The organism is Panacibacter microcysteis (genome assembly GCF_015831355.1).
Classification (GTDB): Bacteria; Bacteroidota; Bacteroidia; order Chitinophagales; family Chitinophagaceae; genus Panacibacter; species Panacibacter microcysteis.
In genome coordinates, this window is record NZ_JADWYR010000001.1 from 2087629 (window position 1) to 2105484 (window position 17856).

Genomic DNA, 17856 nt, shown 5'->3' on the forward strand with positions numbered 1-17856 from the left:
ACCAATGCCCGCTCTCAAAACCATCCACCTGTTTAAATCGTGCGATCACAAACTATCAGGTGCCCTACGAACATTTACACAAACGATTGAATTTTTACCGGCCGGCAAAATTTATTAGCTTGACCGAAATTTGAGATCATGGCATGCTCGGTAAGTATTACAAAACAAGGTGAAGAAAACATTATACTGCTGCAGGATAATATTAGCGGGTGCACGGCAGAGATATATTCTTTTGGTGCATTGCTCAATACATTTGCTGTTCCGGTAGATCATAAGCCCGTAAACGTTATAGATGGGTTTATCTCAATGCAGGATGCCGTGGCCAATGTTTCCAAAGGTTTTAAAAGTACAAAGCTTAGTCCGTTTGTATGCAGGTTAAAGAATGGTGAATACACATTTAACAGCGTGGCGCACAAAATAAAAAAGTTTTACATGGGCAGCGCTGCAATACATGGCCTGCTCTTCGATCAGTCTTTTAAGGTAAAAGAGCATGGTGCAGATGAGCACGCCGCTTATGTAGTGCTGTTATACACCTATAACAAAACAGACGAGGGTTTCCCATTCGGGTTTGAAATGGAGGTCACCTATAAACTGCACGAAGAAAACCGATTATTGCTTTCAACAAAAGTTACGAATAAAGCTGGTACAGCCATACCAATAAGCGATGGCTGGCACCCATACTTTACTTTTGGTGTAAAGGTTGATGAACTGCTGGTACAGTTTAACAGCAGGCGTATGGTTGTATTTGACAATGGCCTTTTGCCGACAGGCGATCTTGTACCTTACACAACTTTTGCACGCACAAAAAGATTTGGAAACACCGCGCTGGATAATTGTTTCGAGCTCGCAGCTACAAATGAAGTTTCGTGCACTATCAGAAACCCTTTTAACGGGCTTCAGCTAAGTATAACGCCTGCTGCCTCATACCCCTACCTGCAAATATTTACACCAAACGACAGGCGCAGCATTGCTATTGAAAATCTCAGCAGTGTTCCCGATGCGTTTAATAATGGCATAGGGTTAATAGTATTACCGCCAGGTAATGCTACAACGTTTGAAACTACGTACCAGTTGGCCATTGTATAGATAAGATTACAATGCCTGGCAACCACAAACCGAAAGATCAAAATCTATATAATTCTGTAAAATATCAATGTAAAATTTTTTGATTGCCTGTATGGCACAACTTGTGTTACAGTCTATACCTTTATCATCTTGTCTGGCAATGTGCGCAGGAATAAACCGGAAAAACACTAAGCATGACACTGAGGGAACTTCTATCACCAACACGGGCACTTAAAACAGCAACGGAATCGATATTGCTAACGTGGAAAGAGATTGCCAATCTTTTCGGGCTAAGCCAGGATATCTATGTAAACCCTTTGCACAGGCCACTTTCAAAGCCTGTAACAGCTATATTGATCGGTGCCGGCCACAGGGGTAATATATACGCCGATTATTCCTTTATACGACCAGATGAGGTAAATATAGTGGGTATTGCCGAACCCAATGCAGTACGCAATGGCAGGTTTGCACGCAAGCACGACATACCTGCCGCCAACAGGTTTTATGACTGGGAAGATGTATTCAAACGCGAAAAATTTGCCGATGCAGTTATCATTGCAACACCCGATAACCTGCACTTTGAGCCCTGCATGAAAGCACTTGAATGTGGTTATGATGTGCTGCTTGAAAAGCCGGCCGCACCTACAGAAGAGCAATGCAGGATCATACTCGAAACAGCAAAAAACTATGGGCGCATTGTAAGTGTTTGCCATGTGCTGCGTTATTCCCCATACTTCCGGCAACTGAAACAAATTCTGGATGCAAAAACCATCGGCGAAATCATCAGTGTGCAACACCTGGAGCCTATAGAGTATGTACATATGACGCATTCGTACGTACGTGGTAACTGGAGAAACAGCAAACAAACTTCACCAATCATTTTGGCCAAAAGTTGTCATGATACAGATATACTTCGCTGGCTTATCAACGAACCGTCCCGGTATGTTCAGTGTTTTGGAGGCCTTTCCTGGTTTAAACAAGAGAATGCGCCTGAAGGAAGTACAGAGCGGTGTACCGATGGTTGTGCAGTAGAAGGCGAATGCCCGTTTTCTGCAATACAGATTTATTTAAGAGATAAAAAGCGCTTGTACGTTTTCGACTTGCCTGAAGATACCGGCAAATGGAATAAGATCATTCTGCGCAATCTTTTCAATACCAACTATGGGCGCTGTGTGTATCGTATGGATAATGACCAGCCTGATCATCTTACGGTAAACATCCAGTTCGAAAAAAATATTACTGCCGCATTTTCTATGGAGGCCTTTACTTCTTACGAAGGCCGCTGTACACGCGTAATGGGCACAAAAGGCGACATAGTGGGGAACATGGAGACCTATACCATTACAGATTTTAAAACAGGCCGCGAAACAAGCTGGAGCCTTAAAACAGATTACCATGGTGGCGGAGATCACCGCCTGATGCAGGACTGGGTGCAGGCTGTTGGTCACCAGGATGCACAGGTACTTTCTTCAACCATCGACGTTTCTGTTGAAAGCCACCTCATGGCATTTGCTGCAGAACGCAGCAGGTTAAACAAAACCATCGAGCCTGTTATGTTGAACAAGTAGTTTTGGAAGCCGGCCTTTGTGCTTCGTGGCATCGCCTGTTGTGTCACTCACTTGTACTGTATATCGTTATGCAGCAACGATGCTTCGTTGGCTGCCATCTTTTATTCGGAGTTTTGATGTTCATACAAGTCTTTTGATGTCCATACATAAAGGTTGTAAATAGTTATCTTTACGGCAATCTTTTTCATGGATAATAATACTGATATAGCCGCAAAAAAAACTGCTGGTCCTGCAGATCACCTCGCCAATGAACGAACATTTCTGGCCTGGATAAGAACAAGCATAGCATTGATGGGTTTTGGTTTTGTTATTGTAAAGTTTGCGTTGTTTATAAAACAGATTGGTATTGTGCTGGGCGAAAAAACGAATAGCGCGGTTAGCACCGGCAGGGGCTACTCGGTAATTATTGGTGTCATTATGGTAGCATTGGGTGCTATTATGGCCGTACTGGCTTTCTGGCGTTACCGTGCTATTGAAAAGCAACTAAAGAGCGGTTCTTTTTTTCCTTCGCAATGGCTAAGTGTAGTGGTTACTATAAGCATTGTTGCAGGCAGCATTTTGTTGGTAATTTACCTGTTGCCAAATATAAAATAACCTTGCGCCGTAATTGTATCAGTAATAGTTTAATGTCAACTCCCGTTAATTACTTTCTGCATGTTCAGGCATACTGGTAAAACAAGAACATTAGCCCACAATCTTAAAATTGCATCGTTACTTTCTTTTGTTGCAGGCATGGTAAATGTGGTTGGGTTTCTTGCTGTGCAAAGGTTAACAACCAATGTTACCGGGCATTTTGCTTTTTTGGTAGATGAAGTATTCAGGCTAAACTTTTTGAAGGCGCTTGTTTTTTTCTCATATATCTTTTTTTTCCTGCTTGGCTCTTTTGTATCGGGCGTTATGGTGGAGTATCTGCAGCGTGTAAATGAACGCTACGAGTTTATTGTACCGGTTATTGCAGAAAGCCTTATTCTGCTGGTTGTTGCCGTATATGGGCCTGCATATGCAACACGTTTGCCTGATGCAATTGCATGCAGCCTGCTTTTTGCTATGGGTATGCAAAATTCGCTGGTTACAAAAATTTCCAATGCGGTTGTAAGAACCACGCATCTTACGGGTTTGTTTACAGACCTTGGTATTGAGTTATCTCAGTTGTTTTTTTATAAAGAAGCACAACAGAAAAAGCAGTTGCTTTCTTCCATAAGGCTGCGGCTGACGATTATAAGCTTCTTCTTTACCGGTGGTATAGTTGGCGGTGTATTTTACAACCGCTTTAATATGCATGTATTACTGGTAAGCGTTGTTTGCCTGCTGGCAGGTATTATTTATGATTACTTCAAATTCAAAGTAATTACCATTGCCAGAAAGCTGAAGAAGTAAGTGCCCGCAACTGCCGCGCAAAGAACAGGACGTACAAGTGAGTGACACAACAAAAGCTTCATGCATGCACAACTGCCCGTAAACAAACTATAATGCTACCGTTGCAATCATACTGATCTCCACATTTACATTGCGTGGCAGCGCTTTTACTGCTACTGTTTCCCTGGCTGGGTAATCGCCGTTAAAGAATGATCCGTACACGCCATTTACAGCAGTAAACAAACCCATATCAGTCAGGAAAATTGTTGTCTTTACTACATGCTCAAAGGTTAGTTTGGCTTCAGCTAAAATAGCTTCCAGGTTTTTCATTACCTGTGTTGTTTCTGCAATGATGTCGCCACTTACAATTTCACTTGTTTCCGGGTGCATAGGAATTTGTCCGCTGATAAACAGCAGCCCGCCGGCTTTTACAGATTGGTTATAAGGGCCGATGGGAGCGGGTGCATTGGTGGTATTTATGATTTGTTTGCTCATACAAAATTTTCAGGCAAGTTGCAGCATTTGGCTGAACCGGGCAACCTATTTTTGTTGCTTATTTTTTTACCATGCGTATAATTGTCAGATCCTCCCCGCAGCAGCAGGAAGAATGGTTAAGCAAGCCTGCAGGCGCTGCTGATGTTTCATTTGTGTATGGTGATGATGTATTCAATGTGGACGCTGACGTATATGTTGACCTTTTGTTTGAAGAAAAATCTGCTCTCTTTTACCCGGAGCAAAAACCAGTTTTTGTTAGTGCCGTTATTAAAACATTGGAAGAATTGCCTGCTAACTTTATTCGCATAAACGCATGGAATGGATTTTTGAAGCGGGAACGTGTGGAAGTAGCGAGTTCGGAAAAAAACAAGCCGATCGTAAAAAAAGTTATGGACGAACTTGGCTGGACACATACTTTTGCCCCCGACGTGGCGGGGATGATAGCGGCCAGAACAATTGCAATGATTGTAAATGAAGCATATTTTGCCCTGGAAGAGGGCGTAAGCACAAAAGAAAACATAGATACAGCAATGAAGCTTGGCACCAATTATCCATACGGGCCGTTTGAATGGGCGCAGGTGATTGGGTTAAAAAAAATTTATATGTTACTTATTGCGCTTTCTGTTAAGGAAAATAGGTACCTTACAGCACCAATAATTGAACAGGAGGTGTTTTCTTAAAGGTCAATTTTCCCCACTACTGCCAGGCCTCTTTTATTATTGAGCTTAATAAATATTGTAAGAATTGGCTTTATTACTAAGCATAGATACCGCTACAGGCTATGCCGGTGTTTGTATTAGCGAAAATGCATATATATTAGCATTGGAGGAGAGTCGTGATCAAAAAAATCATGGCGCTTTTTTACAACCGGCAATTGCATCACTACGTAATTATACAGGAGTTGATTTAAACATGCTTGATGCCGTTGCTGTAACAGCCGGTCCGGGTAGCTATACAGGGTTACGTGTAGGCCTGGCAACTGCAAAAGGGTTATGCTACGCCTTGCAAAAGCCTTTGATCATGATCAACACACTGGAGGTAATGGCGCAGGCGGTAATTGAAACAGGCGAGATTATTGATACACAAAATGTGGTTTATTGCCCCATGATTGACGCAAGACGCATGGAGGTTTTTACAGCATTGTTTGACAGTTCTTTGAATTACATCCGGCAGGCCTGTGCAATGATTTTAAGTGAAATTCCGCCGGATTTTTTTCCGCCGCATACGCACATAGTTTTTAGCGGCAGCGGAAGCAATAAATTAAAGCAATTGGAAGTTAAAATGCATACATCATTTTCGCCGGTTGAGCACACTATACGGCAAACAGCCGTTTTGGGCCACAAAGCATTTGATAAACAACTATTTAATAACCTGGCATACAGTGAGCCGGTGTACGTAAAGGAGTTCTTTACACATCAATCAGTGCCAAAAACTTAAAAAATTATTATAATTTTACATATACCTGTTACTATTTTTTAATCTCAGAATGAAACCGTAATGACGAACCACCAGCAAATCGCAGTTATTAACGACCCCGAAACAAACGAGAACGTACGGTTAGACTTTTTGCACATGAAAAAAGCAATGCTCATTCTACGGGCATTGAATCACAAACTGAGGCAACAAATTTTAAAGTTGCTGGACGAAAAACGAAAAGTAACCGTAACAGAAATCTACATTGAGTTACGACTCGAGCAGTCAGTTACCTCACAACACCTCGCTATTCTAAGAAGAGCAGGTTTGGTAGTTGCACTCCGGGAGGGAAAATTTATTTACTACGCTGTTAATTACAAGCGTATTAAAGAAGTGAACAACTTTGTAGAACAACTCGTGGGTTAAAAAATTTTGCTAGCAGTGCGACTATAACAGCAGCACGCTGTTATGGTCGCTTTTTTATGCCCCTGGTAAAAAACTGATGGGCCGGGCAGTTGTATTCTATGGCATCGTCTGTTGCGTCGCACTCTTGTACAGCAGGTCAACAAGCAACAACTCCGGGCCTAACAACTTGCATTTTACCAGTCTTCTGATCTAAGGGTTTGTACCGGCGCAGTCAATCTTATACCAGCGCATTATACAGCAGTACAGCAGCCATGGCACCTGCGATAGGCGCAACAACCGGTATCCAGCTGTAACTCCAGTCGCTGTCCCGCTTGTTTTTAATAGGTAGCAGAAAATGCATAATGCGTGGCCCCAGGTCACGTGCAGGGTTTATAGCATAGCCTGTAGGCCCGCCCAGGCTTAAACCAATTGCCAGTACAACCAACGCAACAGGTAAAGCATCTAAAGAACCAAGACTTGAAGAAGCCTTGCTTATAGACAACACCGCAAACATAAAAACAAATGTTCCGATAAACTCCGTTATAAAATTATGCATCGAATGCCGTTTGGCCGGTGCAGTACAAAATACGCCCAGTTTTACATCCGGGTCTGGTGTTTCATCAAAATGCTGCTTATAAGCAACCCATACAAGAAAAGCACCGGTCATTGCACCAATCATTTGCGCTGCCAGGTATTGCGGCACCAGCGCCCAGTCAAACTTTCCTGCATATGCCAGTGCAATGGTTACAGCAGGATTTAAATGCGCACCACTGGCTGCTGCAGAAACATACACACCAACAAATACGGCCATACACCAGCCAATCGTTATAGAAATAAGGCCACCGTTGAAACCCTTTGTCCGGGTAAGTATAACATTGGCAACAACGCCATCGCCAAGGATAAGTAAAATGGCGGTGCCCACCGCTTCTGCAATAAATGGTGACATAATCAATAGAGGTTTATAAAATGTTAGATGGTATAATTATTAGCCAGTTGTAAAAAGTCTTCCACCTGGTTGTTTATCCATTCTTCATCTTTGGCAAGCACACCGGCCATAATACGTGCTACATGGGGTGCCATAGCCATGGCTTTTTTTGCGTCGAGCAATAAAATTCTTGTCCTTCTTGCCAGGATATCATCTACAGTCATGGCCATTTCTTCCTGTGTCATACGCACGATCTCATCATCTGTAAGTGCATATTCTCTTTGAAGAAAGCCTGTTCCCTTACCCGCATTACTGTTGCCGATAACAAGTGTTTTTGTTATGCATGCTTTTTTAGGAAGTTTAGCAGCAAATGCAGCGTTGTTAACCACATCTTCTGCCATTCGCCGGTACGTTGTCCATTTACCACCGGTAATCGTTACAAGGTTGGATGTAGAAACAATGATGGTATGGTCCCTGCTTACCATAGAAGTGCTTTTTGCCCCTTTTTGTTTCACCAGCGGCCGTAAACCCGCAAAGGCGCTTCGTACATCGCTGCGTTCTATTTGCCGCGACAAATAGCGATTGGCGTGTTGCAGTACAAAGACAATTTCTTCTTCCAGCGGCACAGGCTCAAAACTTATGTTGTCTACAGGCGTGTCTGTTGTGCCAAGTACAACTTTATTATGCCATGGTACGGCAAAGAGTACACGTCCGTCGTCTGTTTTAGGTATCATCAATGCATTCTCACCAGGAAAAAATTGTTTGTCTACAACAAGATGAATGCCCTGTGATGGCAGAACAAGCATTTCGTTTTCCGGATCATCCATTTGCATAATGTCATCTGTAAAAACGCCTGTTGCATTGATGACAACTTTTGTTTTAACGGTGTAGGAGACATTGTTTAGTATATCTTCAAAACTTACGCTGTTTATTTTTCCGCCGGTTTTATCAAGCGCGGTAACCTCGCAATAGTTGATGATTACAGCATTGTGTTTTGCGGCTGTAGAGGCCAGGTCGGTTGCAAGTCTTGCATCATCAAACTGTCCGTCAAAATATAAAATGCCGCCCTTAAGATTTTTTGGATTGATACCAGGCAGTTTTTCAAGCGTGGCTTTTTTACTGAGCAGTTGTGTTTTGCCGAGGCTTAGTTTGCCTGCAAGAATATCATACATTTTAAGTCCGACGCCGTAAAAGAATTTATCAAACCACTTGTATACGGGTACAATAAAAGGTGCCGGGGCTGTAATGTGCGGTGCATTTTTTAGCAGGTAACCTCTTTCCCGTAATGCTTCCATTACCAGTTTTATATTACCCTGTGCAAGATATCTTACACCTCCATGCACCAGTTTGGTAGAGCGGCTGGAAGTGCCTTTGCCAAAATCGTAGGCTTCCAGCAAGAGAGTTTTATAACCACGTGTGGCCGCATCAACTGCTGCGCCAAGACCGGTAGCGCCGCCGCCGATGATTACAATATCCCATTCTGAAGTTTGTTGCAATTGCTGCAACATGTTGTTCCTGTTCATGCTGCCTGCCTGTCTTTTTCTTTGGTTATAAAAGCTGTTGCCTGTATTCTAATCAATATTGTTGTTTGTTAAATGTCAGTCTTTACATGTGTGCCTGGCGAAGATTTTTTATTGATGCATGAGACGCTTATACATTATCAAACCCGTGTGCCATTTACATCTAATATAAAAGAAATTCTGTTTAGCGCATTTTTCGGGCATTACATTTTGACGGCACGTTTAAACAGATCGCTTCAGCCTCCATGAAAACGGGACGTTGAACCGAGCGTGGCAACAGGCGATGCCATAAAAAACTGCTGCCCGTTACATCATCATTTTACGCATGGTCTGCCCAGTAGCGTGTTGCTGCAATAGCTCTTTTCCAATTGCCGGCATGTGTTGCTCTTTCATCTGCTGCAATTGTTGATTCAAAAACCTGGTCTACCTGCCACTGCGCTTTTATGGCATCCATATTTTCCCAGTAGCCAACGGCAAGGCCTGCAAGGTATGCGGCACCCAGGGCAGTAGTTTCAGTAACTTTTGGGCGGATAACTTTTGTATTCAACAGGTTACTTTGAAACTGCATGAGAAAATTATTGGTTGTTGCACCACCATCTACACGCAGTTCTTTTACGGAAATTTTTGAATCTGCCTCCATTGCTTTTACCACATCCATTGTTTGAAATGCTATGCTTTCCAGCGCAGCTCTTGCGATATGTGCCGTGCCGGTACCCCTGGTTATACCGACGATGGTGCCACGGGCATGCTGGTTCCAGTAAGGCGCGCCAAGACCGGCAAATGCAGGCACAAGATATACGCCGTCAGTAGTATCGCACTGCTGTGCCAGTGCTTCTATTTCTTTGGAAGAGCGGATGATGTTTAAACCATCCCGAAGCCATTGCACCACTGCACCTGCTATAAACACGCTGCCTTCCAATGCGTAATTCGTTTTGCCATTGATTTGCCAGGCAACTGTTGTAAGCAGGTTGTTGTTGGAAAATACGGGCTGCTCTCCTGTATTCATGAGCATAAAGCAACCGGTACCGTATGTGTTTTTTACCATGCCTTCGTGTGTGCACATCTGGCCAAACAATGCGGCCTGCTGATCTCCCGCAATGCCTGCGATGGGTATATTGGCAGGTGTAATAATGTTTTCTGTATAGCCATAGATTTCGCTGCTGCTTTTAACTTCGGGCAACATATTCTTTGGTATATCCATGAGTTGAAGCAGGTCTTCATCCCAGGCGAGTGTATGAATGTTGAATAACATGGTTCTTGATGCATTGGAAACATCTGTAGCATGTACCTTTCCATTGGTCAGTTTCCACAACAACCAGCTATCGACAGTACCAAAACAGAGGTCTCCATTTTCTGCTTTCTTTCTTGCGTCCTGCACATTATCGAGTATCCATTTTAGTTTGGTTGCCGAGAAGTAAGCATCTACTATTAAACCTGTTTTGCGCTGGATCGGTTGCAGGTAACCCTGTTCTTTCAACTGATCGCAATAAGTTGAGGTTCTCCTGTCCTGCCATACAATAGCATGATGAATTGGCTGGCCTGTTCTACGGTCCCATACAACGGTTGTTTCGCGTTGGTTGGTAATGCCAATTGCAGCAATATCTTTTACGGTAATGCCTGCCTGCGAAACGGCCTCAGCAGCAACGCCCAGTTGAGTGCTCCAGATTTCCCCTGCGTCGTGCTCTACCCAGCCGGGCTGGGGAAATATCTGTGTAAATTCTTTTTGCGCAACAGCAACAATGCTGCCGTTATAATCGAATACGATGGCCCTGGAACTTGTTGTGCCCTGGTCGAAAGCGAGTATAAATTTTTTCATTAAGCAAATCGTTTTGTAAAGAAGCGATGGGCATTCAAGATACAGGATTCAGCTTAGATGAAGCACATTTATACAACAAGTAATGATAAATTTTTTTGAGGTTTTATAGAGTATGAATAACTATTCTTTCGCAAATAGTTTATCAGCCAGTTTCTCGTCGTGTTTGTAAATATCTCGCCGGAAATTGAGAATGCCCTGGTCGTCTACAAATGCAGTAAAATAAGTGATTACAACGGGTATTGCCCTCGGTAATGTTACCCATTTTTCTTTCACACCACTCATGAGTGTATCAATCCGTGTTTCATTCCATGAAGTGTCGTTGCGCAGCAGGAACTCTGCAAGTTTCTTAGGTTCTCCCACTCTTATACAGCCATGGCTAAAACTTCTGCTGGACGCTGAAAAAAGATTCCTGTTGGGTGTATCATGGAAATAGATATCGTAATTATTGGGAAACAGGAACTTGACCTTGCCCAGCGAGTTTAATGGTCCGGGTAACTGCCTTATTGCCGGAAGTGTGTCGGGGCCGCCTGTACGTTCCATCTGGTGTTTACGCAGGTAGCCGGTATCTTTTCGCATGGCGGGCAAAATCTCGTTGCGCACAATTTTAGAAGGAACTTTCCAATAAGGAGCGAACACAATGTATTTCAGATCACCGGAAAACACTACCGTACTATTGGCAGCGGTACCTACAATAACATTGATATCCATCTTCAACGTGTCTTCATTGTAAACATACATCTTGTATTCGGGTATGTTTACAGCAATAAATTCATGATCGCGGTGCGGCGGCGGCATCCAGCGCATGCGCTCCAGGTTTACCATTACCTGTTGTATTCTTTGTGCAGGCGTAATGTTTAATTCTTCGATCATTTTAGGGCCAATCGCACCGTCGGCCCCAATGCCCATTCTACGCTGGAATGATTGTACGGCTGAAAACAAAGCCGAATCAAATAATGTAGTAGAGTCGTTATAGGCAAGATCTCCCAGTCGGTATAAGCGGTCTTTTATTGTCGCGATTATAACAGTATCGTCATTAATATGCAATGCTTTCTTTCGTTGCGGAATAGAATCCCAGTTTCCTTCTTTCTCTAATTTATATAGAAACGGTAAGAAGGAACTCAGCTTTTTATACTCCGCATTAAGTGCAGCAAACTTATCTACCTCTGTGTTCCCGGTCTGAATAACGGAATCGAGCAATGCTGTGATATTAATTTTTTTTCGCGGAATAAACCATCCAAGGTCTGCGATATTACTATCCGTACCCTTGTACATTTTTGCAGCATAATGAAAGAACTGGCCTGTAAGCAGCAGTTCTGTATTCAGCACTTCTTCTGCCGTGTGTTTTCTTACTGCATTATCTTCAAAAGCATTGTATAGTGTTACAAGTTTACTGTTATATAAACTGCTGTCGTGCATGGTACTGATTGTACTGCTAAGCAGGTTGATGAAACCACGTGCCTGTTCGCCAAGGCCACTGCTGTCAAACCATGCATACTCGTAATTTCTTTGTTTGTAAAAGTCAATAAACTGCTTTTCATATTTGCGAAAGCGATTGTTGCCGGACAGGAAACCTTCCAGCTTATTGCTGTCTAAAAAGAGATTATTGAAAGAAGTAATTTCATTAATGCTGGTGTCGCGCTCCACGTTTTTATCATCACCATTTCCGCAGGCAACGCATAAGTATAGCAACATGATTGATACAAAAATGCCTATCGATTTCATAGAAACGTGTTAGTAATATGAATTTAGTGTTTAGCAGAATGATCACAAACTTTTTTATCGCTATCAAAGCAGGCTTAAGTAAACAAAATAGTATAGCCATGTACAAAGAGAAGTCGTCATGCCGGTTGAAATGTTTCCCACATTCACTGTAATCTGTTTAACTTAAAGTCATGAAAGTTTTGTTCATTTTGCTGGTACTGTGCACAGGAAACCTTATGGCACAAAACCGTGCCGACATTATTATACGCAATGGTAAAATTATAGATGGCACAGGCAACCCGTGGTATTATGGCGATGTAGCCATAAGAGCCCATACCATTGTTGCCACCGGGAATTTAAACACCTGGAGTGCTGATAACATTATTGATGCCACAGGGCTTATTATAGCGCCGGGTTTTATAGATGTGCATACGCACATTGAAGATGATGAGGTAAAAAACCCTACAGCAAACAATTTTATCAGGGATGGCGTTACCACGGTTATTACCGGAAATTGCGGTTCATCTCACGTTAATACAGGTGCCTATCTTGCTTTTATCGATAGTCTGCGATTATCCGTAAACACCGCCACGTTTATTGGGCACAATGATGTGCGTGAAGCCGTAATGGGGAAAGCCAACAGGCCGCCAACCAGCCAGGAACTGGATAAAATGATTGCCCTGGTTAATAAGGCAATGCAAGAAGGTGCAGTTGGTTTTTCAACAGGGCTCATCTATACACCGGGTTCCTATGCTTCGACTGATGAAATTATTGCCCTTGCAAAAGTTGCGGCCGCCTATAATGGTGTGTATGCTACACACATGCGCAATGAAAGTGACAGCGTAACATATGCAATTCATGAAGCTTTGCGCATTGCAAAAGCTGCGGGTATACCACTGCAGATATCTCATTTTAAAATTGGCGGACAACAAAACTGGGGCCGCAGCAGGCAAACAATTGAAATGGTTAAGAAGGCAAGGACAGACGGCCTGGATGTAACCATCGATCAATATCCATACACTGCAAGCAGTACTGCATTGAATACATTACTGCCAGACTGGATACTGGCCGGCAACGATTCTGTTGTAAAACAGCGCCTGCGGCAGCCGGCTGTTGTAAAAGAAGCTACCGGTTACATGTTGAAAAAGCTTGCGGCCCGGAAAATGCATCATTTCAGTTATGCTGTGGTGGCATTTTATAAAGCAGACACAACCCTTAATGGAAAAAGTATTGAAGCGATCAACCTGTTATGGAAAAGAAAACACACCGCTGCAGCAGAGGCTACCACAATTATTGACATGGTTATCGGCGGGGGAGCTTCCATGGTTTTTCATGGCATGAGTGAAGACGATGTAAAGTGTATTATGCAATACCCGTTTAATATGCCTGCTTCTGATGCGAGCATTCGGGTAATGAATGAAGGTGCCCCACATCCGCGTGGTTATGGAACCAATGCAAGAATTTTAGGCAGGTATGTAAGGGAACAAAAAATAATAACCCTCGAAGAAGCCATAAGAAGAATGACATCGTTACCGGCGCAGAAATTTCATCTTACAGATCGTGGGTTACTAAGGCCGGGATTTGCCGCAGACATCGTGCTCTTTGATGCAGATGCGGTAACAGATCTTTCAACCTTTCAACAGCCACATCAATATTCAGCAGGCTTTAAATATGTAATTGTAAATGGGAAAATTACTTTGAATAATGGTATACACACCGGCGTAAGAAATGGTATGGCATTGTACAACAAACCACGGTGATCTTACGATCTTCTGTAAACTGTATCTTAGCATTATACTTCCTTTTATTATTTAATCAGCCAGACATGAAAACAAAACTACTTATTACCTTATGTATATTTTTTGCCCAGTTATCTTTTGCCCAGACCAAAACATTAAAGGCTATCAGGGCAGGTAAACTGATAGATGTGGAGCATGCAACTGTGCTGGAAAATGTGATCATTCTTATTGATCATGATACTATAAAGGCTGTCGGTAAAAATATTCCAATACCAGATTCGGCGCAGATCATTGATCTTGGTGGCAGTACAGTGTTGCCTGGCCTTATAGATTGTCATACGCATATAACAGCGCAACCAAGTGGCGATTATTATGCAGATATTTTTCGTGCCACGCAGGTAGATGATGCAATTATGGGAACCGTGTTTGCAAGAAAAACACTGGAAGCCGGTTTTACCACGTGCAGGGATGTTGGTGCAAGAGGTTTTGCAGATGTAGCCTTGCGCAATGCTATTAACCGCGGTGCAGTGCCCGGGCCACGTTTGTTTGTCGCAACATTGTTTATCGGGGCCACAGGAAGTCATGGAGATATCAGCGGGTTTTCACCTTACCTGCAGTGGGATCTGCCCAGGCAAATGCTGGGCGTGGCAGATGGTATAGATGAATTGCGTAAGCAGGTACGTTACAATATAAAATATGGTGCAGATATCATTAAGTTCGGGGCCAGTGCAGGAGTATTAAGCGAAGAAGAAAGCGTTGGTGCACCGCAGTATACGCAGGAAGAAATGAACGCCATTGTAGCAGAAACAAAAGCATGGGGCAAAAAAGCCTGTGCACATGCGCACGGTACCGAAGCTATAAAAATGGCAGTAAAAGCAGGCGTGGCATCTATAGAGCATGGCAGTATGCTGGATGATGAAGCAATTGCATTAATGAAACAATATGGAACCTACCTTGTTGCAGACATTTACAACGACGATTATATACGCACAGAATATGCAAGACTGGGCTACCCGGATAAGATCATTGAGAAAGAAAAACTGGTGGGGCAGGTACAGCGGGAAAGTTTTCAGCAGGCAGTAAAAGCGGGTGTAAAAATTGCTTTTGGTACAGATGCCGGTGTATACCCCCACGGCTGGAATGCGAAACAGTTCTATTATATGGTAAAGTTTGGTTGCACGCCTATGCAGGCCATACAAGCCGCAACAATAAATGCTGCCGACCTCATTGGCAATGCAAAAATTGGCAATATAAAAGCGGGCTGTTATGCAGATATCATTGCTGTAAAAGCTGATGTGTTAAAAGACATTACTACGCTGGAGAACGTAGCGTTTGTAATGAAGGGCGGCGAAGTTTTTAAACAATAATGAAAAGTTTTACATAGAAGATTATTCAATGTTATATACAATACCAGGTTATAAATAAATATTATGAACTAAGCTGTATTACTACTATCATCGCCTGTTGTGTCACTCACTTGTACTGCACTGCATAATGCAGCAATGGCAAAGCCGCTTATTTTTCTTTCCACATGCTATGTGTAATAAAAAATTTTGCTTCATGGCATCAACACTTATTTTTGCCGTGGATTTGGTTCTCAAGATAATGGAAACCCGGATCGCTGAAGCCTCATCTTTATTCTACAGATGAAAGGATTGCGACGCAAGGGACGATGCCACAACGATCTGTTGCCGGTATCAAAAAAATTATCACGAGATTAAAAGGGAAGTCCGGTGTAAATCCGGCGCTATCCCCGTAGCTGTAAGCTTTTTATACTGTTGAATCTGCATACCACTGTTATATACGGGAAGGTGTTCAACAGGAAGCGAGCCAGAAGACCTGCCATATCCAGCATTTATCACGAGCTTTCGGGTGAAAAGCCGGAGATGAGAGGGTCTCAAAGACATTTTCATTTCTACTACTTTCATTTTACGGAGGCTTATTCTTCAAACAACAACTTAAACATTCAGAAGAATGAGCATGAAAAAATTATTTTTACTGGCTGCCATTGCAGCAGCACAAGGCGTTTGCGCCCAGTCAGATTCTACAGGCAATGCATTGGATGAAGTAGTGGTTACCGCTACCAAAAGTCCTAAAAAGCTGAGCGAGACAGGCAAAGTCTTAACCGTTATAACAAAAGCACAGATTGAGCGCAGCGGTGGAAAGGATTTTGCGCAACTCATTACCGAACAAACGGGCATTATTGTTAACGGCGCTGTAAGTAATGCGGGTAAAGACAAGTCTTTGTTTTTGCGGGGTGCAACAGATAAATACACGCTTATACTTTTAGATGATATACCGTTGAATGAACCGGCAGGCGTTGGCGGCAGCTTTGATCTTCGTTTGCTATCATTAGATAACATTGAACGCATAGAAATTTTAAAAGGTAGCCAGAGTACGCTCTACGGTTCCAATGCTGTAGCAGGTGTAATCAATATCATTTCTAAAAAGCCTGCTACTGCTAAGCCACAATTCAATGCGCTGGCTACTTACGGCAGTTTCAATACTTTTAAAGGCAATGCAAACATCAGCCAGAAAGCCAAGGTGCTGGAGTACGATCTCAACTACACGTACTACAATACAGATGGTATTTCTGAAGCGAAAGACACAACGGGCAAGGCAAATTTTGATAAAGACGGTTTCACACAACATGCCGTGCAGGCGGTTGTGGGTATAAATATTACAAAGCAGCTAAAAATTTCACCCTACTACCGCTTTACACAGTTTACCGGCGGGTATGATGCGGATGCATTTACAGACGCGCCCAATAACTACAATGCATCGCTGGTGAACAGCGGGCTCGATGGCCGTTACAACTATGCAAAAGGAACCGTGCATGTTAACTATGGGTACGACTTTACAAAACGTTTGTACGCCGGACAGTATGGCGATTTTACTATGAAAGGTAAATTTCATCATGCAGAACTTTTTGTAAACCATACTTTCAGCAAAGCTTTGCAAATGGTGGCAGGCGCCAATTTACAAGTGTACAGGATAGATGCACCAGATACGGTAAACAGTATTGTAAGCCCTTTTGTTTCCTTGTTTTTACACAGCAACAATGGCTGGAATATAGAGTTGGGCGGACGATATAACCAGCATAACAAATATGGCGGCAACGCTACTTACAGTTTTAACCCATCTTATCTCATCAACGAAAAGATAAAACTGTTTGCCAATGTTACCAGTGGTTTTCGTGCACCCTCAATAGGAGAGTTGTTTGGACCCTACGGGGCAAACCCGGATCTTAAACCGGAAAAATCTAACACCCAGGAAGCAGGCGTACAGGCCGTTATAGCAAACAAAAAAATAACTGCAACAATTACCGGCTTTAACAGGACAATTACAGATGTCATCGTTTATAACACCAATTACACTTACGAAAACCGTGACAAACAGCATGACTTTGGTGCTGAACTGGAATTAAGCATTACGCCTGTTGAGCAGCTGAATATTAAAGCTTCTTATGCGTATATCGATGGTAAAATTACACAGGCACTGCAGGGGAAAGACACATCTTATTACAACCTGTTGCGCAGGCCTAAGCATAGTGTAAATCTCTACGCAGGCTACCAGGTATCCAAGCAACTTTTTATAAGTGCATCTACACAGGTTATTGGCAAGCGCACAGACAACTATTTTGATCCAAACACATTTGTGGCCACGCAGGTTGACTTGTCTGCCTATGCATTGGTAAATATGTATGCAGAATACCGTTTTTTAAAGAGCAGGCTTAATGTGTTTGTTGATGCAAAAAACCTGTTTGACAAAACGAACTTTTACGAAGTATACGGTTACGGTGTACAGGGCATTAATGTAACAGGTGGGGTACGATTGAGGTTATAATTTTTAT

Annotated in this window: 15 protein-coding genes and 1 riboswitch; of the genes, 10 read left to right on the forward strand and 5 right to left on the reverse strand. The window is 42.8% G+C overall.

Annotated features, from left to right (window positions below; translation table 11 throughout):
• The first annotated feature begins 138 nt into the window (after positions 1-138).
• The 4 genes from I5907_RS08395 (at position 139) to I5907_RS08410 (ending at position 4010) form a co-directional block, all read left to right on the forward strand.
• Positions 139-1086: an aldose 1-epimerase gene (locus I5907_RS08395; RefSeq protein ID WP_196990266.1), complete on the forward strand. Its 948-nt coding sequence runs from the start codon at positions 139-141 to the stop codon at positions 1084-1086.
• 173 nt (positions 1087-1259) lie between these two features.
• On the forward strand, positions 1260-2633 hold the full coding sequence (locus I5907_RS08400) for a Gfo/Idh/MocA family protein (RefSeq protein WP_196990267.1): 1374 nt from the start codon (positions 1260-1262) through the stop codon (positions 2631-2633).
• A gap of 186 nt (positions 2634-2819) precedes the next feature.
• Positions 2820-3227, forward strand: coding sequence for a YidH family protein (locus I5907_RS08405; RefSeq protein WP_196990268.1), 408 nt, complete (start codon positions 2820-2822; stop codon positions 3225-3227).
• A 60-nt stretch (positions 3228-3287) separates the two neighbouring features.
• A complete protein-coding gene (locus tag I5907_RS08410) occupies positions 3288-4010 on the forward strand; it encodes a YoaK family protein (RefSeq protein ID WP_196990269.1) in 723 nt (240 codons plus the stop codon).
• An 87-nt stretch (positions 4011-4097) separates the two neighbouring features.
• On the opposite strand, the gene I5907_RS08415 is transcribed toward I5907_RS08410, so the two are convergent.
• Complete coding sequence (locus tag I5907_RS08415; protein ID WP_196990270.1) at positions 4098-4484, reverse strand: RidA family protein; 387 nt, start codon at positions 4482-4484, stop codon at positions 4098-4100.
• A gap of 71 nt (positions 4485-4555) precedes the next feature.
• Here I5907_RS08415 and I5907_RS08420 point away from each other — a divergent pair, with 71 nt between their 5' ends.
• The 3 genes from I5907_RS08420 to I5907_RS08430 all read left to right on the forward strand — a co-directional run bounded on the left by I5907_RS08420 (position 4556) and on the right by I5907_RS08430 (position 6323).
• Positions 4556-5164 carry a 3-hydroxyacyl-CoA dehydrogenase family protein gene (locus I5907_RS08420; protein WP_196990271.1) on the forward strand — a complete coding sequence of 203 codons (609 nt, stop codon included), beginning with the start codon at positions 4556-4558 and terminating at the stop codon, positions 5162-5164.
• Between the two features lie 64 nt (positions 5165-5228).
• Entirely contained in the window at positions 5229-5921 is a 693-nt protein-coding gene (gene tsaB, locus I5907_RS08425; protein WP_196990272.1) for a tRNA (adenosine(37)-N6)-threonylcarbamoyltransferase complex dimerization subunit type 1 TsaB, read from the forward strand.
• A 135-nt stretch (positions 5922-6056) separates the two neighbouring features.
• Positions 6057-6323, forward strand: coding sequence for an ArsR/SmtB family transcription factor (locus I5907_RS08430; RefSeq protein ID WP_231402000.1), 267 nt, complete (start codon positions 6057-6059; stop codon positions 6321-6323).
• A gap of 217 nt (positions 6324-6540) precedes the next feature.
• Here the strand turns inward: I5907_RS08430 and I5907_RS08435 are convergent, their stop codons facing one another.
• The 4 genes from I5907_RS08435 to I5907_RS08450 form a co-directional block, all read right to left on the reverse strand.
• Positions 6541-7248, reverse strand: coding sequence for an MIP/aquaporin family protein (locus tag I5907_RS08435; protein ID WP_196990274.1), 708 nt, complete (start codon positions 7246-7248; stop codon positions 6541-6543).
• A 23-nt stretch (positions 7249-7271) separates the two neighbouring features.
• Positions 7272-8750, reverse strand: a complete 1479-nt coding sequence (locus I5907_RS08440) for a glycerol-3-phosphate dehydrogenase/oxidase (RefSeq protein WP_196990275.1) — start codon at positions 8748-8750, stop codon at positions 7272-7274.
• Between the two features lie 316 nt (positions 8751-9066).
• Entirely contained in the window at positions 9067-10563 is a 1497-nt protein-coding gene (glpK, locus tag I5907_RS08445; protein ID WP_196990276.1) for a glycerol kinase GlpK, read from the reverse strand.
• A 120-nt stretch (positions 10564-10683) separates the two neighbouring features.
• Positions 10684-12285: a L,D-transpeptidase family protein gene (locus I5907_RS08450; protein ID WP_196990277.1), complete on the reverse strand. Its 1602-nt coding sequence runs from the start codon at positions 12283-12285 to the stop codon at positions 10684-10686.
• A gap of 170 nt (positions 12286-12455) precedes the next feature.
• Between I5907_RS08450 and I5907_RS08455 the strand changes: the two genes are divergently transcribed.
• From I5907_RS08455 to I5907_RS08465, 3 genes are all read left to right on the forward strand, one after another.
• On the forward strand, positions 12456-14024 hold the full coding sequence (locus I5907_RS08455) for an N-acyl-D-amino-acid deacylase family protein (RefSeq protein ID WP_231402001.1): 1569 nt from the start codon (positions 12456-12458) through the stop codon (positions 14022-14024).
• A 65-nt stretch (positions 14025-14089) separates the two neighbouring features.
• Positions 14090-15370, forward strand: coding sequence for a Xaa-Pro dipeptidase (locus I5907_RS08460; protein WP_196990278.1), 1281 nt, complete (start codon positions 14090-14092; stop codon positions 15368-15370).
• Between the two features lie 308 nt (positions 15371-15678).
• Positions 15679-15864: riboswitch (cobalamin riboswitch) on the forward strand.
• Positions 15865-15983: 119 nt separating this feature from the next.
• Positions 15984-17849: a TonB-dependent receptor plug domain-containing protein gene (locus I5907_RS08465; protein ID WP_196990279.1), complete on the forward strand. Its 1866-nt coding sequence runs from the start codon at positions 15984-15986 to the stop codon at positions 17847-17849.
• Positions 17850-17856 lie beyond the last annotated feature (7 nt).

Bases quoted from the DNA above. Each gene is read 5' to 3' on its own strand.
- I5907_RS08420 (WP_196990271.1), top strand. From the start codon at position 4,556: ATGCGTATAATTGTCAGATCCTCCCCGCAGCAGCAGGAAGAATGGTTA.
- I5907_RS08440 (WP_196990275.1), bottom strand. From the start codon at position 8,750: ATGAACAGGAACAACATGTTGCAGCAATTGCAACAAACTTCAGAATGG.
- I5907_RS08415 (WP_196990270.1), bottom strand. From the start codon at position 4,484: ATGAGCAAACAAATCATAAATACCACCAATGCACCCGCTCCCATCGGC.
- I5907_RS08455 (WP_231402001.1), top strand. From the start codon at position 12,456: ATGAAAGTTTTGTTCATTTTGCTGGTACTGTGCACAGGAAACCTTATG.
- I5907_RS08395 (WP_196990266.1), top strand. From the start codon at position 139: ATGGCATGCTCGGTAAGTATTACAAAACAAGGTGAAGAAAACATTATA.
- I5907_RS08410 (WP_196990269.1), top strand. From the start codon at position 3,288: ATGTTCAGGCATACTGGTAAAACAAGAACATTAGCCCACAATCTTAAA.
- I5907_RS08435 (WP_196990274.1), bottom strand. From the start codon at position 7,248: ATGTCACCATTTATTGCAGAAGCGGTGGGCACCGCCATTTTACTTATC.
- I5907_RS08430 (WP_231402000.1), top strand. From the start codon at position 6,057: ATGAAAAAAGCAATGCTCATTCTACGGGCATTGAATCACAAACTGAGG.
- glpK (WP_196990276.1), bottom strand. From the start codon at position 10,563: ATGAAAAAATTTATACTCGCTTTCGACCAGGGCACAACAAGTTCCAGG.
- I5907_RS08400 (WP_196990267.1), top strand. From the start codon at position 1,260: ATGACACTGAGGGAACTTCTATCACCAACACGGGCACTTAAAACAGCA.
- I5907_RS08460 (WP_196990278.1), top strand. From the start codon at position 14,090: ATGAAAACAAAACTACTTATTACCTTATGTATATTTTTTGCCCAGTTA.
- I5907_RS08405 (WP_196990268.1), top strand. From the start codon at position 2,820: ATGGATAATAATACTGATATAGCCGCAAAAAAAACTGCTGGTCCTGCA.
- I5907_RS08450 (WP_196990277.1), bottom strand. From the start codon at position 12,285: ATGAAATCGATAGGCATTTTTGTATCAATCATGTTGCTATACTTATGC.
- I5907_RS08465 (WP_196990279.1), top strand. From the start codon at position 15,984: ATGAAAAAATTATTTTTACTGGCTGCCATTGCAGCAGCACAAGGCGTT.